This window comes from Clostridium aciditolerans (genome assembly GCF_016316925.1).
GTDB classification, from domain to species: Bacteria; Bacillota; Clostridia; order Clostridiales; family Clostridiaceae; genus Clostridium_AM; species Clostridium_AM aciditolerans.
In genome coordinates, this window is the sequence record NZ_JAEEGB010000037.1 from 1 (window position 1) to 17,297 (window position 17,297).

Sequence of the window (17,297 nt, forward strand, 5' to 3'; positions counted from 1 at the left end):
CCGTTGAATTGTACTCTGAATCCACGGTTAACTTGTACGTTTCCGTTGTCGTCTGTCCATGGAACTTTAAACATGATTTGTCTTTCTGGCTCACAGAATCTTTCTAAAAGGTTTTCATCGATGTACTCAGGATGCTTTTCAAGTACTGGTCCTAAAGAACCTAAAACTTCTTCAATTGTTTGTAGGAATTCTGGTTCACTGCCGTTTCTTTTCTTAACGTTTTCAATAACTCCATTGATATAAGCTGTTACTCTTTCTTTTGTCATTATAAAAACCCTCCCCATGATTATGTATGTTATTCATCACTTTTATTATGTGATGTATTTTACAATATATATATTCTCCAATATTTCATTTTTTCCTTCTTTCTTTTTAAAAAAATTTGATTATTTAAAAAATTTTTTAAATAGAAAATGAAGGAGAAGTTGTAAAACTTCTCCTTTTAAAATTTAGTCACTTTCTTTAAATGAATACACCTGATATTCTTCCCAAATGTTCTCTAAATCCGTAAATGTAGAGGATATCTTTTCTTTTTCCCTTAAACCAACAGCTATTATTAATGCATTTATTACACTTAAAGGTGCAACTAGTGAATCAACAAATGAAGCCATATTGCTTTGTGCTATTAATGTATAATCTGCTCTAGCTGCTAATGGTGATAGTAAACTGTCAGTAATAGCAACAACTTTTGCACCTCTACTTTGAGCAAAAGCTAATGATTCAATTGTTCTTGCAGCATAACGTGGAAAACCTATGCCGATAACCAAGTCATCTTCAGTTACATTAATCATCTGTTCAAATATATCACTTATTCCATATCCAACTACCTTAACGTTGTCCGAAATTAATCCTAAATAAAAACCTAAAAATTCAGCAAGTGCAGTCGAACTTCTAAGTCCAATAATATATATCTTTTTGGCAGTAAATATACTATTTACAACGTCCTCAAAAGTTTTATGATTTATCTTTTCAAGAGTTGCTCTTATATTTTCCATATCCGATTTAAGCACACCTTTTAATGCACTTTCTTCACTAACAAAGTCATTAGATAGCTCAATTCTCTGAACAGTGGTAAGTTTGTTTTTTATTAACTCTTGTAGAGCCTTCTGCAATTTAGGATATCCTGTAAATCCTAGTTCATTTGCAAATCTAACTACAGTAGATTCACTTACACCAACACTTACCCCAAGTTTCGCTGCTGTCATAAAAGCTGCTTTATCATAATGCTTTAAAATGTATTCAGCAATTAGCTTTTGTCCCTTACTAAGCCTAGGAAATTTAATTTGTATTGTTCTCATTAGATCCTGTTTATTTCCATCTTCCATGTCTTTCAGTCCTTTCTTTCTAATCCCCTTTTTTTGCAATAATTATGAAATATTTATTTCATTTTAACATCTATTGAACCATTTTTCAATATTTCTTTCAATTGTTAATCACTTTTCTTTGTAAATATTTATTATATGCTTATCATCTCTTTCGGTTATCCCAAATACAAGGTCATGTTCACTAAGATTTTTATTTAAAAAATCAACCACTTTATACATTTCATCATAGTATGTGAATTCTTTTGCTGCTATTAATTCTAATTTATCTTTCATAATTTATTTTTATCAAATTTATTAATTTGATAAAAATTTTCACCTCCAGTTACTTTTTTTCTATTATTATTAAAATTGGGGGATTATTGTCTCTGTTTGCAAAGGAATGAATCATAACTCCATATTTATTTTTCGGAAGCTTTTCAACATAGTTTATAACTATTTCTTCCTCTTTTTTTCCTTCCTCATGTCCTCTATAAAGAGCTATGCTTACAATCGCTCCTTCATCTATTATATTTAAAGCATCCTCTAGACTTTTTAATGTGGATTCCCATCTGGTTGTTACCTTCTTATCACCTCCAGGTAAAAAGCCCAAATTATACATTATACAATCAACTTTTTCATTTATATATTTAGAAAAATACTCGTGCGAATCATTAATTAGATAAACATTATCTATGTTTTTTTCTGTATATTTATCAACTGCACATTTCTGTATATCAAAAGCATAAACTTTTGCAAAATTTTTACTTAAAAAATCACTGTCATATCCATTACCTAGTGTAGCATCTACCGCAACGTTAAAATTAATACAAAAGTTCTTTACTATATAATGAGATAGCTTACTTACGTCTGTAACGTATCTGTACATAAATTACGCTCCTTATGGGTATTTCTATATTATTTTATTATGTTATAATTGTTAAATCAATAACTTTCTTTTCATTGTTTACATATTATTACTTATGTAAATTATTTCCATAAATTCCCTTTATAGATTCCTTAAATAGTTTAATTCATTATCATTAAGGAATCTCCATTCACCTTTAGGCAAATCCCCTAGCTTAATATCTCCTATCTGTACTCTCTTTAGTTTTAATACAGGATGTTTTATTGCTTCACACATCTTTCTAATTTGTCTATTTTTACCTTCATGTATCATTATTTTTACTTCCGAGCAGTCACTGTTACTTTTTAGAACTTTAAATGAAGCTTTTGCTGTAATGTATCCGTCTATATTTATTCCATTTTCGAATCTTTCTATCTCTTCTTTTGATGGTATCCCCTTAATAATTGCTATATAAATCTTATTTTTTTCCTCTCTCGGATGTATTATTTTATTATAAATATCTCCATCATTTGTTAAAAGTATTAACCCAGATGTATCATAATCTAATCTTCCTATAGGGTACACTCTTTCTTCAATTTTTATTAAATCAATTATAGTCTTTCTTCCTTTTTCATCCTTAACTGTAGAAACATACCCTTCAGGCTTGTTTAATGCTATATAAACCTTTTTTTCTTCAGGCTTTATTAATTTATTATCAACAGTAACCTTGTCATTATCTGCATCAATTTTATATCCTAATTCGTTAACAACCTTGTTATTTACCTTAACTTTTCCCAATAAAATAATTTCTTCACATTTTCTTCTCGATGCTACTCCGCATCTAGCCATATATTTCTGCAATCTTTCTTCCATGGTTATCACCTTTCCTAGTTGCATGTATAATTTTACTACTATATTAATTTATAATTAAATTAATATACATGCAAGTAAAAATTTTACAATTTATTCAATCTAAAACTAAGAAAGCATAAGCTGACTTATATATCATCAAGTTGCCTATGCTTTCTTACTATAAATATCTTGTTATTTTACAGCTTTACTATCAATTTGACTTTTAATTTCTTCTGCTGTTAAGCCATCTGCTATTATTTGAGGGGTTTTAGTCATAGTGTCTTCATATCCCATAACATTTACACTTCCACCAGTTATAACAACTGCATCAAATTGATCATAAAAACTTGAGTTTTCTGTACTGTTCATCTCAAATTCCTTTACACTATATCCTTCCTTTGATAAGTATTGTTCAAGGTCCTTTAATCCTTTTTCAACTGCAACTTTTTTCACATTCAACACCTCCAACATTATTTTTCACAAAAATAATAAAACTAATTCATTATTTTCATTAAAAGATTTTGATGAAGTCTGCTATAGAGTTCTATTAATTTCGCTAAAACCGTTGCTAAACCAATGTTGAATGGATTTATAAATTGATTTATACTCTGATTCATCTTTAGAATAGATTTTCAATTTTCTATATCTAGTTATGTTCATTGAAAGATGATTAATAGAATAGGCGACAATATTATTTATAGATATATTAGGCCTAACTATGCTCTCACTCTCCATACAATCAGTATTCTTTGAAAAGCTTATTAGCTTTCTGCAATTAAAAGGTCTTACTTCATATATTAAACAACTGTTATCTTCTGATAAAAAAATGCATGGTAAATGTTTAGCACCATATTTATTAATTAAATCATTTTTATTACTAGCCTTAAGTATATCCTCATGCTCTGGTACTTGATCTATAGTTTCTTTTATTTTACTATTTAAACACATAATTTGCTTTTCATTAAAGTTTTCTAATATATACTCTCTTATCAATTCTGCTTCAATAGCGGTGCAGTCCATGTATATATGACAGCAGCCACTGCACCCTTTTTTACAAGTCACATATTTAGCAAAGTGACTTGTACCATTTTGAGCATTCTTATACAAGTGTTTCAAATATTCTTTTCCCTTACTAACACTTAATTCTTTATCTAAAATATCTTTTAATAGAAAATTAGAAATATATTCATAAAGCTTATTGATTTCGGTGGAATTAAAAACTATATCCCTACCTTCATAATTTCTGCCTAAAGTTTTATAATCAAATTTTTTATCTAAACAGCATTCTTTATATTTTAAGCCACTGCCACAAATACATTGGTCATTAGGTTGAATCTTTATTTTTTTCTCTATACTATATAATTTTTCTTTCATATGTCACCTCATCTGTCAAATACTTTTATGAAACAGTATTAACATTTTTAAATTTTCATTATATATTATATCAATCATATTAAACAATTTAAACGAATAATTTACTCATAAAATTAATAAAAAATAATAGACAAATCTTCACCTTTATGCATGAAAATTTATCTATTATATAATTTATTCTTCTCCATCTAGCTCTTTTCTCGTTTCAGCAATTTTCTCCTCTGTTAAATTGGTCTTTTTCATTACTTCTCCCATACACATACCTTTTGCAAAAAGTTCTTCAGCATATTCTTTGGTATGTTCATATTTATGTTTTTTATCAATACTATTCATACCATATACACTCCTCTCAAATATATTTTTCCAAATATAAAACTCAATATTCTTTTTTCTAAAATATATATAATAAATTTTAACTCTAATACAGATTTTACTTTATATCTCTTTAAATTTTTATTATTCAAGTGTATAATTACAGATTGTGTAATCATATAAAATGCGAGGTGATAAATTTGTCCTTATTAGAATTTATTAATGTTTATTTTTCAAATGATGATAGCTCCATTATAAAAAATTTATCTTTTAAGATTGAAGCTGGAGATTTTATCTCTATAGTTGGTCCCTCTGGAAGTGGAAAGAGCTCACTTTTAAAGTTGTGCAGCCATTTACATAAACCAAGCAGCGGTAAAATACTTTATAAAAGTATAGACATGCTAGACTATGATCCAATTGAAATTAGGAAAAATATATGCTATTGTTTTCAAACTCCACATCTATTTGGAAATACTGTATTAGAAAATTTGACTTTTCCTTATAAAATTAGAAATAAACCAGCAAATATGGATAGAGTAAAGTACCTTTTAAATCTTTTCAACATGTCTACAGACTATTTAGAAAAAGACACAACAAACTTATCTGGCGGTGAAAAGCAAAGGATATCTTTAATAAGATCTTTGATAATTAAACCTGAAGTTTTACTTTTAGACGAGGTAACTTCTGCTCTGGATGTAGATAATACAAAAATAGTAGAAAATATTATAAATATTTTAAATGAGGAGGGGGTAACTATTCTATGGATTACTCACAATCCTGAACAAAGCAGAAAGTATGCAAATAAGATTTTAACAATAGAAAATGGCTCTCTGAAGTCCCTGGAGGTGCTGAGATAATTATGAGTAACACAATGAATATATCCTCTCTCCTTGTATCATCATCCTTAATTATTATATCACTTGTTTTTTCAAGATATCAAAAACTAAATCTAGAGAAAGAAACTATTATAGGTGTGGTTAGAGCTATAGTTCAGCTCTCTATTATAGGTTACATTCTAAACTTCATTTTTGGGCTTAAAAACCCCATATTTACAAGCTTATTGCTGCTATTTATGATACTAAGCGCATCACATAATGCATCCAATCGAGCCAAAGGAATAAAGCATGTAATTCTAGTATCCTTTTGTGCAATATCCAGCGGTACCATAACTACCATGCTGGTTCTAATAGCATCTAAAGCAATCAAATATGAGCCTTATGAAATAATCCCCGTTGGTGGAATGATTATTAGCAATGCAATGGTAGCTATTGGCCTCTGTTACAGACAGTTAACTTCAAATTTCAAAAATAGAAGAGCTGAAATTGAGACAAAGCTAGCTTTGGGGGCAGATATATTACCTTCTTCTATTGATATAATACGGGATTCTATAAAAACAGGAATGCTTCCTACTATCGATTCAATGAAAACTTTAGGAATTGTTTCTTTACCTGGAACAATGACAGGTTTAATTTTAGCTGGTACCTCCCCACTACAGGCTATAAGATTTCAGATAATGGTTACCTTTATGCTGTTGTCAACTACCTCAATAGCAGCCTTTGTAGCCTGTTATTTGTCTTATAGATGCTTTTTTAATGAAAGAAAACAATTAATATAAAATATAAGCCTGAACTAACTTAATTTGTTATTTCAGGCTTGTATATATGTTAAACGGTTATTTTTATTATTCAACTTCTTGGATACCTATCTGTCTAACATGCTTTGTATGACTCCATTCTTTATTGTCTTTATCCATTATTCCCTGTATTGTTATTGGAATCCATGTTAATGTGTATATACCATATAAAAGATATCTGAAGAACATTAAGAAATTATGTTTTCCCAGAATCATGTAAGTAATCAACAAAAATATTACAGTATATGCTATATGCACAAATAATATAATTATAAAATCTTGAGTATCTAAAAACTTTATTAAATGAGTATATACAAAAACATTTAATGAGTATACTGATAATATGGCAAACAATGATTTTGATAGTTTTTTATCTTTCATCATTATAAATGGAGTAAGTAGAAATTGAAATATACAAAATGCTTTCCAAACATTGTCTAGTCCAAGATCATGCATCTTTTGATTTATAGCAAATATATTTAATCCTCCAGCTGTACTATTTTGTGCAAAAGTTAATATTGTAGCTACAGCTAATAATAATACTACAAATGGTTGAACAACATATAGAGCACAGTCAAAAGCTACAAAATCCTTTTCTTTTACAGCCTTTTTCATTAATTTAAAGAAAAATCTTGATGCAACATCAGCAAATCCCTGCATCCATCTTTTTCTTTGATTCCACGATTGTTTTAGCGTAAGTGGTTTCTCGTCGTATATTATGGCATCGTGTGCCCAACCAACCTTATGTCCATTCAAAATTAGCTTACAGCTAAACTCTAAATCCTCTGTAAGGCAAGTAGCTCCCCATCCTAATTCCTTTAGAGTTGCTGCGTCCATACAAAATCCTGTTCCACCTATTTGATTTGATAATCCAACATTAGCTCTAGCTAATTGGAATAATCTATTAGCACTCCAAAATGCTATAGAATATGATTCAGTAATCCAAGAATCATGTGGATTCTTACTATCTATATAGCCTTGTACAACCTTATATCCTTGAAGCAGCTTATAATTCATTTCTTTTAAAAAGTTTTTTGAAACAAGATTATCCGCATCAAAAATAGCTATAGCATCATATTTTTTATCCATTTTAAATATTTTATCAAACATCCACTCTAAAGCATATCCTTTACCTCTTTTATCAGTAACATTTCTTTCACAAACATTAACATTATGTTCTCTAGCTATGCTAGCAGTATTATCATTACAGTTATCTGCTATAACAAAAATATCGTACATTTCCTTAGGGTAATCAATCTCCAACAAGCTCTCTACAATCTTACCAATAACCATTTCTTCATTATGAGCTGCTACTAATAACGCGAATCTTTTTTGTGGTTCGCAACTTTCTGCACCTTTATCTTCTTTTTTATAGAGCCCAAATAATGAAAGCATCAAATAATACATTGTAATTACAAAAGTAGATATCTGAAAAATAGCTGTCGAATTAGCAATAAAATCCTTCATTACAAAAATCCTTTCTATATTTATTGTGACACTTCATCAAGTCTTAAACATAAAATACCGTATACCATAATACCACAAATTTCACCTACAAACTTATATGTTTGAATCTTCTGATTATTAATTTTTACTTAATTTATTTTAAAGTATATAATATTTCATTATAGTTAGCCTTATTACTATTATTAAAAACTATAGTTGTAAATATACCATTATGATATAATTTATCTAAGAATTATACAATTGTTTTTAATTGATTTCTTATATATTAATTTAACCAAATATTCATAATATATAATTATGTTGTTATTTTTATTTCAGGAGGATGATGACAAGATGAAAAATACAATTGATTGCAAAGGTTTAAAATGCCCACAACCAGTTATTAACACAAAAAAATACTTTGATGCTATAGAAGAAGGTGAGGCTACTGTAATAGTAGATAATGAAGTATCCAAAAATAACGTAGTTAAATTTGCTGAAAGCAATGGATTTAATAGCAGTGTTGAAGAAAAAGATAACTTATATTATATTGTTGTTACAAAAGGAGCCTGTTCATGCAAACCTATGAGTTTTGATACTAAAAAGCTCACAATTGTTATCTCTACTGATAAGATGGGACTTGGAGATGACAAGCTTGGTGCAACCTTAATGAAAAGCTATCTATATGCTCTTTCCGAGAGTGATAATTTACCTTCAGACTTACTATTTTTAAATGCTGGTGTGAAGCTTACTGTTGAAGAATCAGATTCTTTAGACAGTATAAAGAAACTTGCTGAAAAAGGCGTTAACGTATTGAGCTGTGGAACCTGTCTTGATTTTTATGATTTAAAAGAAAAACTAGCAGTTGGTGAGATCACTAATATGTATACAATAGTAGAGAAAATGAACTCATCTGATAACACCATAAAGTTATAATGTATTATTAATATATACATAAGCAATAAAAGCCTAAGAAATCTTGTTAAAGCATAAGTTTTCTTAGGCTCTTATTGAGTTAAAATAAGGAATATGAATTTACATTAAAACATTAAAAATTTTTGCTATTATAGGTGCTATTATAACAGTTATAATTCCAGCGATACCTATAGATAAACTGCTCATGGCACCTTCTATCTCTCCCATTTCAATTGCTTTTGTAGTCCCAACAGCATGAGAGGCTGTTCCTATTGCTACACCTATTGCCACTTTATCCTTTATTTTAAAGAACTTACATATATATGGTCCTATTATCGCTCCAATTATTCCTGTTAATATTATTACTGCTACAGTTATAGAAGTTATTCCGCCTAACTGTTTTGATACCTCAATTCCTATAGGTACTGTTATAGATTTCGGTATTAGGGACACATTTATAGTTTTTGGTAAACCAAATAACTTACATAATGATATTATAGTAATAATACTAACTATGCTACCTACTGTTATCCCAGAAATTATTGGCACTGCATGGGACTTTAATAGTTCTATCTTTTTATATAGAGGTACAGCTAATATTACTGTAGCGGGAGATAGAAAGAAAGCAATGAACTGTCCGCCTTTATCATAATCAGCAACATTTATATTAAAAATATTTAAAAAAGCTATTACTAATACTATACTTATAAATAATGGATTAAATATAGGAAGCCTTGTTTTTTTATTTATAATACATCCTATTTCAAAAGCTATTAAAGATAGCATTATACCAAATAATGGTGTAGAAATTAATTCTTTCAAGATACTCAACTCCTCTTAAATAATTGCACTGTTATTCCCGTTGTTACCATAACAACTATAGTTGATATAATGGTTATTAATACAATATACAGCCAGTAATCTTTTAAAACTCCTACCGAAGTTATTAACCCTACTCCTGCCGGTAGAAAGAAAAACGCTAAATGATTTAAGAAGAATTTACTTGCCTCCTCTATAGCCTCTATCTTTATAATTCCAGTGGATAGGCAGATAAATAAAATTAGCATTCCAATTACATTACCGGGTAAAGCTAAATTAAAAACTTTTCTAAGCAGTTCACCTAAAAAGCAAATTATAAGGATAATTGCGAGTTGCCTAATCATCTTCATGTTAAAACCTCTTTTCTAATTTTGAATATATGAATTTACACACACTATAATAATATACACTCTTTTAGTGGTCATACCTCTTTTTTCGAAAAAGATAAAATATAAAAAATTTTCTATTACTTAAAATTGTATACAACAAATAATAAATCCTAAGTTCTTAAACTTAAGCATAAGAACCTAGGATTAAAGAATTCTGTTTATAGCAAACTCACTCTATATACATCTTCTCTTCTATGTTTGAGAAGAGGAAGGGATTCTCTAACTTCATTTATATAATCAAAGTCTATATCTTCTATTAGTATTGCTTCTTTCTCATCTAATCTACTAACTACCTCTCCCCAAGGACTAACTACTATTGAATTTCCATAAGCTACATAGGAATAATTTATATCTCTAGCGGTGGAAATTCCCGCTACATATATTTGGTTATCTAAAGCTCTGCTCTTAAATAATATTTCCCAGTGTGCTGGTCCTGTTGTCATATTAAATGCTGCCGGGATAAAAACTAATTTAGCTCCTTTTAAAGCCATAATTCTAAGAAGTTCAGGAAATCTTATATCATAACATATTGCCACTCCAATTTTCCCATACTCTGTATCAACAATAGTTACATCCTTTCCCCCTGTAAGAACTTCTGATTCTTTAAAGCTGACGCGATCTTTTATATCAATATCAAATAGATGCATCTTTCTATGTTTTCCAATTAAGTTTCCTTTATTATCAAAAATAAAAGAAGTATTGTACACTCTGCCTTGGTCATCTAACTCAGGAATCGATCCTCCTATTAAGTAGATGTTTTTTTCCTTTGCAGCATTTGATAACATTTTTATAGTTTCACCCTGTGGAAAAGTTTCAGCATATTCCCTAAAGCGTTTATTGTCATATGGACAATTAAACATTTCTGGTAGTGAAACAATTTTAGCGCCTTTATCCGCCGCATCGTATATCATTTTTTTAGCTCTCTCTTTGTTCTCTTTTTTGCCTGCCACAACCATCATCTGACACAAAGCTATTCTCACTTTATCCATTACAAATCCCCCCATGAAACTAAGCATAAATATGTATTTCTTCTTATAATATATTATATCATTTTTAATAAAGTTAATATTAATTTTATTATAGTTCATATTGACATTTACGTATATTACTATATACTATATGACGTAAAACACTATCAATTTACTTTTTTATAAACTATCTATATAGAGTTCGCAGTATAAAAATAATACGACGTAATTTTTTTTAGAAGACAGAGGACAATTGATAAAAATTTTGTGCCACAAAATTTTTATACTGAGAATCAATCTATTCATTTTTATAAATATAGAGGAGATAATTATGAAACAACATTCACTTTCAAGAACAGAACTTTTAGTAGGCAAAGAAGCTCTAGAGAAGCTTTCAAATAGCAAAGTTGTAGTTTTCGGTTTAGGTGGTGTAGGAAGCTTTACATTAGAGGCCTTAGTTAGAGCTGGAGTTGGACACCTAGTACTAGTTGATGATGACACTGTCTGTCTAACTAATATAAATAGACAGATACATGCTAACTTTGATACAATCAGCAAACCAAAGGTTGAGGTTTTAAGAGATAGAGTCTTAAGGATAAATCCTAAATGTACCGTTGAAATACATCAAACTTTTGTAAAGGAAGATAACATTGCCGAAATAATTCCTTTAGATACCGATTACGTTGTAGATGCAATTGATACCGTTTCTTCTAAGCTATCTTTGATAGTTTGGTGCAAGGAACATAACATAGATATAATAAGTTGTATGGGTACTGGAAATAAACTTGACCCTACTAGATTTAAAATTGTAGATATATATGATACTAAGATATGTCCTCTAGCAAAAGTTATGCGCTATGAACTTAGGAAAAGAGAAATTAAGAATTTAAAGGTATTATTTTCTGATGAAATGCCTATGAAACCAAAATTAGAAGAAGTAGTTACCTGCAAGGAGGGCTGTGTTTGCACTGGCGGAACAAAAAAATGTAGTGCTAAAAGACAGATACCTGGAAGTATATCCTTTGTTCCTCCTGTAGCTGGTATGATAATAGGCGGAGAGGTAGTTAAAGATATTATTAAGGAATATATATAGGGTTCCAATTTGGACCCCTATACCCATAACTCTAATTATACTTTGTCAATATATTTTTCAAATAATTCATTTATAGCTTCTCTTTCTGAAGTAGAAACTATCCAATCTTTAGTTTGTATTTTTTCATTCTTTCTAATCTTAAATATAAGTAGGTCTTCCTTATCTTTAGACCAATTCCATTCAACAATACTGCTCCAATCAGTAAAATTATAATAGGAATTACTATAAAAACTTTTTTGTCCGATACCGGTACTCGTTATTATTTTCAATTTGCTAAAATCATAAATGCTTAGTAAAAAATATACTACTATAAATATTCCAAGCATTGTAAAGTACCCTGTTATTATTACGTAGATAAAATAAGCTATTAAACCTATAAATAATAATGCTAAAAATCTTCTCTTTGCATATCCTAAGTTAAGTATAAATAATTTATCTCCATATTCTTTATTTATACTTCTTCCTTTTATGAAGGAGAGAAAAAACTGAATGACTGACGCAACAATTAATGCTATTTTTAATAATTCTTCAAATCCCAAATACTTTCACACCTAACTTCTTATATTTTAATATTATCTATAAATAGAACTTACCACTCCCTTCCTATAGTTAAATTATAATATACTCAGTAAATTTTTTCACTAAATTATAAATTTACATAAAATAATAAATTTTTTGTTTAAAATATTTATTAAAAAAATTATAAATCACCTTTTATGAATTAATTATTTTTAAAACTAATTAGAATAATAATTTACATTGAATAATAAAAATAGCATCATTATTGTCAAACTATTTATGCAATTTATAATTCACCAACACTTCTCCTTAACCTAGTTACAATAGAAAATCTGTATAATACAACATAAAAATTAATCTTTTTTCATTTCTTTATTGCAATTTTCTCTCTTTTCTAAAAAATCACTTGTTAAAAATATCGAAAACTTTACCTGTTATTTCTCAATCAATCTTTGTCGAAATTTGTATTTTAATTAACAAGATAATATGTGCTTTTTTTCTTTTTATAATGATTATTTCTTTTTTATTTATTATTTTATTAATTTTTTTCAAAAAACACTTATATTTTCAAAAAAAGTTTGATATAATTTAATTGCAGAGAAAAAAACATATACATTCAAAGGGGGTATACCTTAGTGTGTTCAAATAATCTAAAAGATCAATATTTTAAAGAACTTGGTGAATTCATTGACAATCTTTCTGACAAAAAAGGAGCCTTAATAGCTGTACTTCATAAGGCCCAACATATTTTTGGCTATTTGCCTCAAGAGGTACAGACATTTGTAGCCAAAAAATTAGACCTACCTGTATCAAAGGTTAACGGTGTTGTTACTTTCTATTCTTACTTTACAGAAATACCAACAGGTAAATACGTTATAAACGTATGTATGGGAACTGCTTGCTTCGTTAAAGGTGCAGGAGAAGTTCTTGAAGAATTCGAAAGAAAATTAGGTATAAAAGTTGGACAAACTACATCTGATGGAAAATTTACTGTTCAAGTTTTAAGATGCGTAGGCGCATGTGGACTTGCTCCTGTAGTTACTGTAAATGATAAGGTTTACGGTCACTTCACAAAACAAATGGTTGATAAAATTTTAGATGAGTATAATGAATAGGAGGTAGCAGCATTGAATAGAATCAATTCTTTTGAAGAGCTCCAAAAAATTTCTCAAGATTTTTCAAAAAAATTAGATATGAGGGAACCTTCTCACGAAGAAGAACTTGCTGTTGAAAATAAAAGATGTGAACGTTATGTAACAGTTTGCGGCGGAACAGGATGTAAATCCGCTGAAAGTGATAAGATTATCGAAAACTTACAAGCTGAAATAGATAAAGCAGGATTATCTGACGAAGTTACAGTAGCTGTTACTGGATGCTTTGGATTCTGCGAAAAAGGACCTATAGTTAAAATAAGTCCTGACAATGCATTCTACGTACACGTTACACCAGATGATGCAGCTGAAATAGTTACTGAACATCTATTAGAAGGTAGAATAGTTGATAGACTTCTATATGAAGAACCAACTATAAAAGAGAAAGTTAAAAGACAAGATGAAATGTCTTTCTATAAAAAGCAAGAAAGAATTGCTCTTAGAAACTGTGGTTTAATAAACCCTGAAGATATAACTGAATCAATTGGAGCAGAAGGCTATTTAGCACTTGGAAAAGTTCTAACTGATATGACTCCAGATGACGTTATTAAAGTGATGATTGACTCTGGTTTAAGAGGTAGAGGAGGCGGCGGTTTCCCTACAGGCAAAAAATGGGCATTTGCTAAAGCATATGACGCAGATCAAAAATATATAATCTGTAATGCTGACGAAGGTGACCCAGGTGCATTCATGGATCGTTCAATACTTGAAGGAGATCCAAACAGTGTACTAGAAGCTATGGCAATAGCAGGATATGCAATTGGAGCTACTAAAGGTGTTATATACATTAGAGCTGAATATCCTCTTGCTGTTAATAGATTAATGATAGCATTAAAGCAAGCTAAAGAACTTGGCCTTCTTGGCGAAAACATTTTAGGATCAAACTTTAGCTTTGATATAGAAATAAAATATGGTGCTGGTGCTTTCGTATGCGGTGAAGAAACTGCTTTAATTCATTCAGTAGAAGGCTGCCGTGGTGAGCCTACAAACAAACCACCATTCCCAGCAGAAAGCGGACTTTGGAATAAGCCTACATGTGTGAACAATGTTGAAACTTATGCTAATATTCCAGCAATAATAAATAAAGGTGCTGACTGGTATAATTCAATCGGTACTGCTGGTTCTAAAGGAACAAAAGTTTTTGCCCTTGCAGGAAAAATTAACAACGTTGGTCTTGTTGAAGTTCCTATGGGTACTACTTTAAGAGAAATAATCTATGATATAGGCGGCGGAATTAAAAACGGCCGTAAGTTTAAGGCAGTTCAAACTGGAGGACCTTCTGGCGGATGTATCCCTGCTGAAGACTTAGATATTGCAATAGATTATGAATCATTAACTTCTATCGGATCCATGATGGGTTCAGGTGGAATGATAGTTATGGATGAAGATAACTGTATGGTTGACATAGCTAAATTCTATCTAGAGTTCACTGTGGAAGAATCCTGTGGAAAGTGTACTCCATGTAGAGTTGGAAACAAACGTTTACTTGAAATATTAACAAAAATAACAAATGGACAAGGTACTGAACAGGATTTAGAAAACTTAAAAGAATTAGCACAGACTATAAAAGATACTTCTCTTTGTGGTCTTGGACAAACTGCTCCAAACCCAGTATTAAGTACTATGAAATACTTCTGGGATGAGTATGTAGCCCACGTTAAAGAAAGAAGATGTCCTGCAGGTGTTTGTAAGAACCTAGTACGCTATGAAATTACAAACAAATGTATTGGATGTACTAAGTGTGCAAGAAACTGTCCTGTATCATGTATCAGTGGTAAAGTTAAAGAGCTTCATACTATCATACAAGATAAGTGTATTAAGTGTGGCGCATGCTTTACTGGCTGTCCAGTTGATGCAGTAATCAAAAAGTAATGCATGAAATTTTTAAGAAAGAGGTGGACGTTTTGAGTTTAGTTACTATCACTATAAATAATAAACAACTACAAGTAGAACAAGGAACTACTATTCTACAAGCAGCAAAACTACTTGAAATTAATATACCAACATTGTGTCATTTAAACTTACATGATGGAGTTGAAAATAAACCTGGTTCATGTAGAGTATGTATGGTAGAAGTTGAAGGAAGAAGAAACTTAGCTCCAGCTTGTACTACTCCTGTGTCTGAAGGCATGGTTGTAAAAACAAATTCTATAAAAGCTATAAAAGCTCGTAGAACAGTTGTGGAACTTCTTTTATCCGACCATCCACAAGACTGCTTACTTTGCGAAAAAAATACTAACTGCGAACTTCAAACATTAGCAGCAGATATGGGTATACGCGAAATTAAATATAAAGGTGAAATGTCTACTTATCCTAAAGATACTTCCAGTGCTTCAATTGAGCGTAATTTAGATAAATGCATATTATGTAGAAGATGTGAAACTGTATGCAGCGAAATTCAAACAGTATCTGTTTTATCAGCTGTTAACAGAGGTTTTGAAACTGTTATCTCCCCTGCTTTTGGTATGCCAATGGTTGATACAAATTGTACTTTCTGTGGCCAATGTGTATCTGTTTGTCCAACTGGTGCTTTAACTGAAGTTAACAATACATCAAAAGTATGGGATGCATTAAATGATAAAGATAAATTTGTTGTAGTTCAGACAGCACCTGCTGTAAGAGCTGCTCTAGGTGAAGAATTCGGAATAGAAATTGGAAAAGCAGTTACAGGTAAAATGGTTGCATCACTTCGTTCCCTTGGATTTGACAAAATCTTTGATACTGATTTCGCTGCGGATTTAACTATAATGGAGGAAGCAACAGAATTAATGGGAAGAATTCAAAACGGAGGAAGACTTCCAATGCTTACAAGCTGTTGTCCTGGTTGGATAAACTTCTTTGAACATGAATTTGCAGATTTATTAGATGTTCCATCTAGCTGTAAATCACCACAGCAAATGTTTGGCGCAATAGCTAAAAGTTATTATGCTGAAAAGATGAATATAGATCCGAAAAATTTGGTTGTAGTTTCAGTAATGCCTTGCTTGGCTAAAAAATACGAAGCAGCAAGAGAAGAAATGAACAACGATGTAGATGTAGTTATAAGTACTAGAGAGTTAGCTAAAATGATAAAAGAAGCTGGAATTGACTTTAATTCATTAGACAATGAAGAATTTGACAGCATTCTTGGAGAATCTACTGGTGCAGGAGTTATATTTGGTGTTACTGGTGGAGTTATGGAAGCAGCTCTACGTACAGCTTATGAATGGATAACTGGCGAGAAACTAGATGATGTAGAGTTTACAGTTATTCGTGGTTTAGATGGAATTAGAGAAGCTACAATAAAAATTAAAGATATGGAAGTAAAAGCTGCTATTGCTAGCGGACTTGGAAATGCTCGTACACTTCTTAATAAAATAAGAAATGGAGAAGCAAATTATCAAATAATCGAAATCATGGCTTGTCCTGGTGGATGTATAGACGGAGGCGGTCAGCCATATATACATGGTAATTATGATATTTTATCTAAGAGAGCAAATGCATTGTACGAAGAAGATAGAAATAAGCCAATTAGAAAATCTCATGAAAATCCAGCTATAATCAAGCTTTATGAGGAATACTTAGGTAAACCAAATAGTGAAAAAGCTCATAAGTTACTTCATACTCATTATACTTGCCGCGAATGTTAATTGTTTGCCCTAATCCCTAAAACCCTAAAAAGTATTAGGATTGTTTAAA

At 30.2% G+C, this 17,297-nt stretch carries 20 protein-coding genes; 7 read left to right on the forward strand and 13 right to left on the reverse strand.

Annotated elements, in window-relative coordinates:
* The 8 genes from I6U51_RS19830 to I6U51_RS19865 all read right to left on the reverse strand — a co-directional run.
* On the reverse strand, positions 1-266 hold a 266-nt coding region (locus tag I6U51_RS19830; protein ID WP_281396391.1), incomplete at its 3' end, for a Glu/Leu/Phe/Val dehydrogenase dimerization domain-containing protein.
* A 183-nt stretch (positions 267-449) separates the two neighbouring features.
* The gene (locus tag I6U51_RS19835; RefSeq protein ID WP_211144305.1) at positions 450-1,325 is read right to left on the reverse strand and encodes a MurR/RpiR family transcriptional regulator; all 876 of its coding nucleotides are present in this window, start codon (positions 1,323-1,325) and stop codon (positions 450-452) included.
* A 108-nt stretch (positions 1,326-1,433) separates the two neighbouring features.
* Positions 1,434-1,598: a YpmA family protein gene (locus I6U51_RS19840; RefSeq protein ID WP_178909204.1), complete on the reverse strand. Its 165-nt coding sequence runs from the start codon at positions 1,596-1,598 to the stop codon at positions 1,434-1,436.
* Positions 1,599-1,647: 49 nt separating this feature from the next.
* Positions 1,648-2,190: a tRNA 5-(aminomethyl)-2-thiouridylate-methyltransferase MnmM gene (gene mnmM, locus I6U51_RS19845; protein WP_211144306.1), complete on the reverse strand. Its 543-nt coding sequence runs from the start codon at positions 2,188-2,190 to the stop codon at positions 1,648-1,650.
* 120 nt (positions 2,191-2,310) lie between these two features.
* Entirely contained in the window at positions 2,311-3,021 is a 711-nt protein-coding gene (locus I6U51_RS19850; protein WP_211144307.1) for a pseudouridine synthase, read from the reverse strand.
* A 171-nt stretch (positions 3,022-3,192) separates the two neighbouring features.
* The gene (locus tag I6U51_RS19855; protein ID WP_178909207.1) at positions 3,193-3,453 is read right to left on the reverse strand and encodes a YkuS family protein; all 261 of its coding nucleotides are present in this window, start codon (positions 3,451-3,453) and stop codon (positions 3,193-3,195) included.
* Between the two features lie 81 nt (positions 3,454-3,534).
* The gene (locus I6U51_RS19860; RefSeq protein ID WP_211144308.1) at positions 3,535-4,374 is read right to left on the reverse strand and encodes an SEC-C metal-binding domain-containing protein; all 840 of its coding nucleotides are present in this window, start codon (positions 4,372-4,374) and stop codon (positions 3,535-3,537) included.
* Between the two features lie 174 nt (positions 4,375-4,548).
* The gene (locus I6U51_RS19865) at positions 4,549-4,707 is read right to left on the reverse strand and encodes a hypothetical protein (protein ID WP_178909209.1); all 159 of its coding nucleotides are present in this window, start codon (positions 4,705-4,707) and stop codon (positions 4,549-4,551) included.
* Positions 4,708-4,886: 179 nt separating this feature from the next.
* On the opposite strand from I6U51_RS19865, the gene I6U51_RS19870 reads away from it, so the two are divergent.
* The gene (locus tag I6U51_RS19870; RefSeq protein WP_211144309.1) at positions 4,887-5,543 is read left to right on the forward strand and encodes an ABC transporter ATP-binding protein; all 657 of its coding nucleotides are present in this window, start codon (positions 4,887-4,889) and stop codon (positions 5,541-5,543) included.
* 2 nt (positions 5,544-5,545) lie between these two features.
* On the forward strand, positions 5,546-6,301 hold the full coding sequence (locus tag I6U51_RS19875; RefSeq protein ID WP_246517533.1) for an ABC transporter permease: 756 nt from the start codon (positions 5,546-5,548) through the stop codon (positions 6,299-6,301).
* Positions 6,302-6,367: 66 nt separating this feature from the next.
* Here I6U51_RS19875 and I6U51_RS19880 read toward each other — a convergent pair whose 3' ends face one another.
* Positions 6,368-7,786 (reverse strand): glycosyltransferase family 2 protein, encoded by a 1,419-nt coding sequence (locus I6U51_RS19880; protein ID WP_211144310.1) that lies wholly within the window; start codon positions 7,784-7,786, stop codon positions 6,368-6,370.
* Between the two features lie 333 nt (positions 7,787-8,119).
* Here I6U51_RS19880 and yedF point away from each other — a divergent pair, with 333 nt between their 5' ends.
* Positions 8,120-8,701, forward strand: a complete 582-nt coding sequence (yedF, locus tag I6U51_RS19885) for a sulfurtransferase-like selenium metabolism protein YedF (protein WP_211144311.1) — start codon at positions 8,120-8,122, stop codon at positions 8,699-8,701.
* A gap of 99 nt (positions 8,702-8,800) precedes the next feature.
* On the opposite strand, the gene I6U51_RS19890 is transcribed toward yedF, so the two are convergent.
* The 3 genes from I6U51_RS19890 to I6U51_RS19900 form a co-directional block, all read right to left on the reverse strand.
* Complete coding sequence (locus tag I6U51_RS19890; protein WP_211144312.1) at positions 8,801-9,502, reverse strand: LrgB family protein; 702 nt, start codon at positions 9,500-9,502, stop codon at positions 8,801-8,803.
* Positions 9,503-9,507: 5 nt separating this feature from the next.
* The gene (locus I6U51_RS19895; protein WP_211144313.1) at positions 9,508-9,849 is read right to left on the reverse strand and encodes a CidA/LrgA family protein; all 342 of its coding nucleotides are present in this window, start codon (positions 9,847-9,849) and stop codon (positions 9,508-9,510) included.
* Between the two features lie 197 nt (positions 9,850-10,046).
* Positions 10,047-10,877 carry a carbon-nitrogen hydrolase family protein gene (locus I6U51_RS19900; protein WP_211144314.1) on the reverse strand — a complete coding sequence of 277 codons (831 nt, stop codon included), beginning with the start codon at positions 10,875-10,877 and terminating at the stop codon, positions 10,047-10,049.
* Between the two features lie 310 nt (positions 10,878-11,187).
* On the opposite strand from I6U51_RS19900, the gene I6U51_RS19905 reads away from it, so the two are divergent.
* Positions 11,188-11,949 carry a tRNA threonylcarbamoyladenosine dehydratase gene (locus I6U51_RS19905; RefSeq protein WP_211144315.1) on the forward strand — a complete coding sequence of 254 codons (762 nt, stop codon included), beginning with the start codon at positions 11,188-11,190 and terminating at the stop codon, positions 11,947-11,949.
* 35 nt (positions 11,950-11,984) lie between these two features.
* Here I6U51_RS19905 and I6U51_RS19910 read toward each other — a convergent pair whose 3' ends face one another.
* Complete coding sequence (locus tag I6U51_RS19910) at positions 11,985-12,488, reverse strand: hypothetical protein (RefSeq protein WP_211144316.1); 504 nt, start codon at positions 12,486-12,488, stop codon at positions 11,985-11,987.
* A gap of 615 nt (positions 12,489-13,103) precedes the next feature.
* Between I6U51_RS19910 and I6U51_RS19915 the strand changes: the two genes are divergently transcribed.
* From I6U51_RS19915 to I6U51_RS19925, 3 genes are read left to right on the forward strand one after another with little or no spacing between them, the layout of a single operon-like run.
* Entirely contained in the window at positions 13,104-13,583 is a 480-nt protein-coding gene (locus tag I6U51_RS19915) for an NAD(P)H-dependent oxidoreductase subunit E (RefSeq protein ID WP_211144317.1), read from the forward strand.
* A gap of 12 nt (positions 13,584-13,595) precedes the next feature.
* Positions 13,596-15,491: an NADH-quinone oxidoreductase subunit NuoF gene (locus tag I6U51_RS19920; protein WP_211144318.1), complete on the forward strand. Its 1,896-nt coding sequence runs from the start codon at positions 13,596-13,598 to the stop codon at positions 15,489-15,491.
* 32 nt (positions 15,492-15,523) lie between these two features.
* A complete protein-coding gene (locus I6U51_RS19925; protein ID WP_211144319.1) occupies positions 15,524-17,248 on the forward strand; it encodes an NADH-dependent [FeFe] hydrogenase, group A6 in 1,725 nt (574 codons plus the stop codon).
* Positions 17,249-17,297 lie beyond the last annotated feature (49 nt).

Coding starts and splice junctions, on each gene's coding strand:
- I6U51_RS19895 (WP_211144313.1), bottom strand. CDS start 9,849: ATGAAGATGATTAGGCAACTCGCAATTATCCTTATAATTTGCTTTTTA.
- I6U51_RS19850 (WP_211144307.1), bottom strand. CDS start 3,021: ATGGAAGAAAGATTGCAGAAATATATGGCTAGATGCGGAGTAGCATCG.
- mnmM (WP_211144306.1), bottom strand. CDS start 2,190: ATGTACAGATACGTTACAGACGTAAGTAAGCTATCTCATTATATAGTA.
- I6U51_RS19840 (WP_178909204.1), bottom strand. CDS start 1,598: ATGAAAGATAAATTAGAATTAATAGCAGCAAAAGAATTCACATACTAT.
- I6U51_RS19835 (WP_211144305.1), bottom strand. CDS start 1,325: ATGGAAGATGGAAATAAACAGGATCTAATGAGAACAATACAAATTAAA.
- I6U51_RS19880 (WP_211144310.1), bottom strand. CDS start 7,786: ATGAAGGATTTTATTGCTAATTCGACAGCTATTTTTCAGATATCTACT.
- I6U51_RS19900 (WP_211144314.1), bottom strand. CDS start 10,877: ATGGATAAAGTGAGAATAGCTTTGTGTCAGATGATGGTTGTGGCAGGC.
- I6U51_RS19865 (WP_178909209.1), bottom strand. CDS start 4,707: ATGAATAGTATTGATAAAAAACATAAATATGAACATACCAAAGAATAT.
- yedF (WP_211144311.1), top strand. CDS start 8,120: ATGAAAAATACAATTGATTGCAAAGGTTTAAAATGCCCACAACCAGTT.
- I6U51_RS19860 (WP_211144308.1), bottom strand. CDS start 4,374: ATGAAAGAAAAATTATATAGTATAGAGAAAAAAATAAAGATTCAACCT.
- I6U51_RS19875 (WP_246517533.1), top strand. CDS start 5,546: ATGAGTAACACAATGAATATATCCTCTCTCCTTGTATCATCATCCTTA.
- I6U51_RS19905 (WP_211144315.1), top strand. CDS start 11,188: ATGAAACAACATTCACTTTCAAGAACAGAACTTTTAGTAGGCAAAGAA.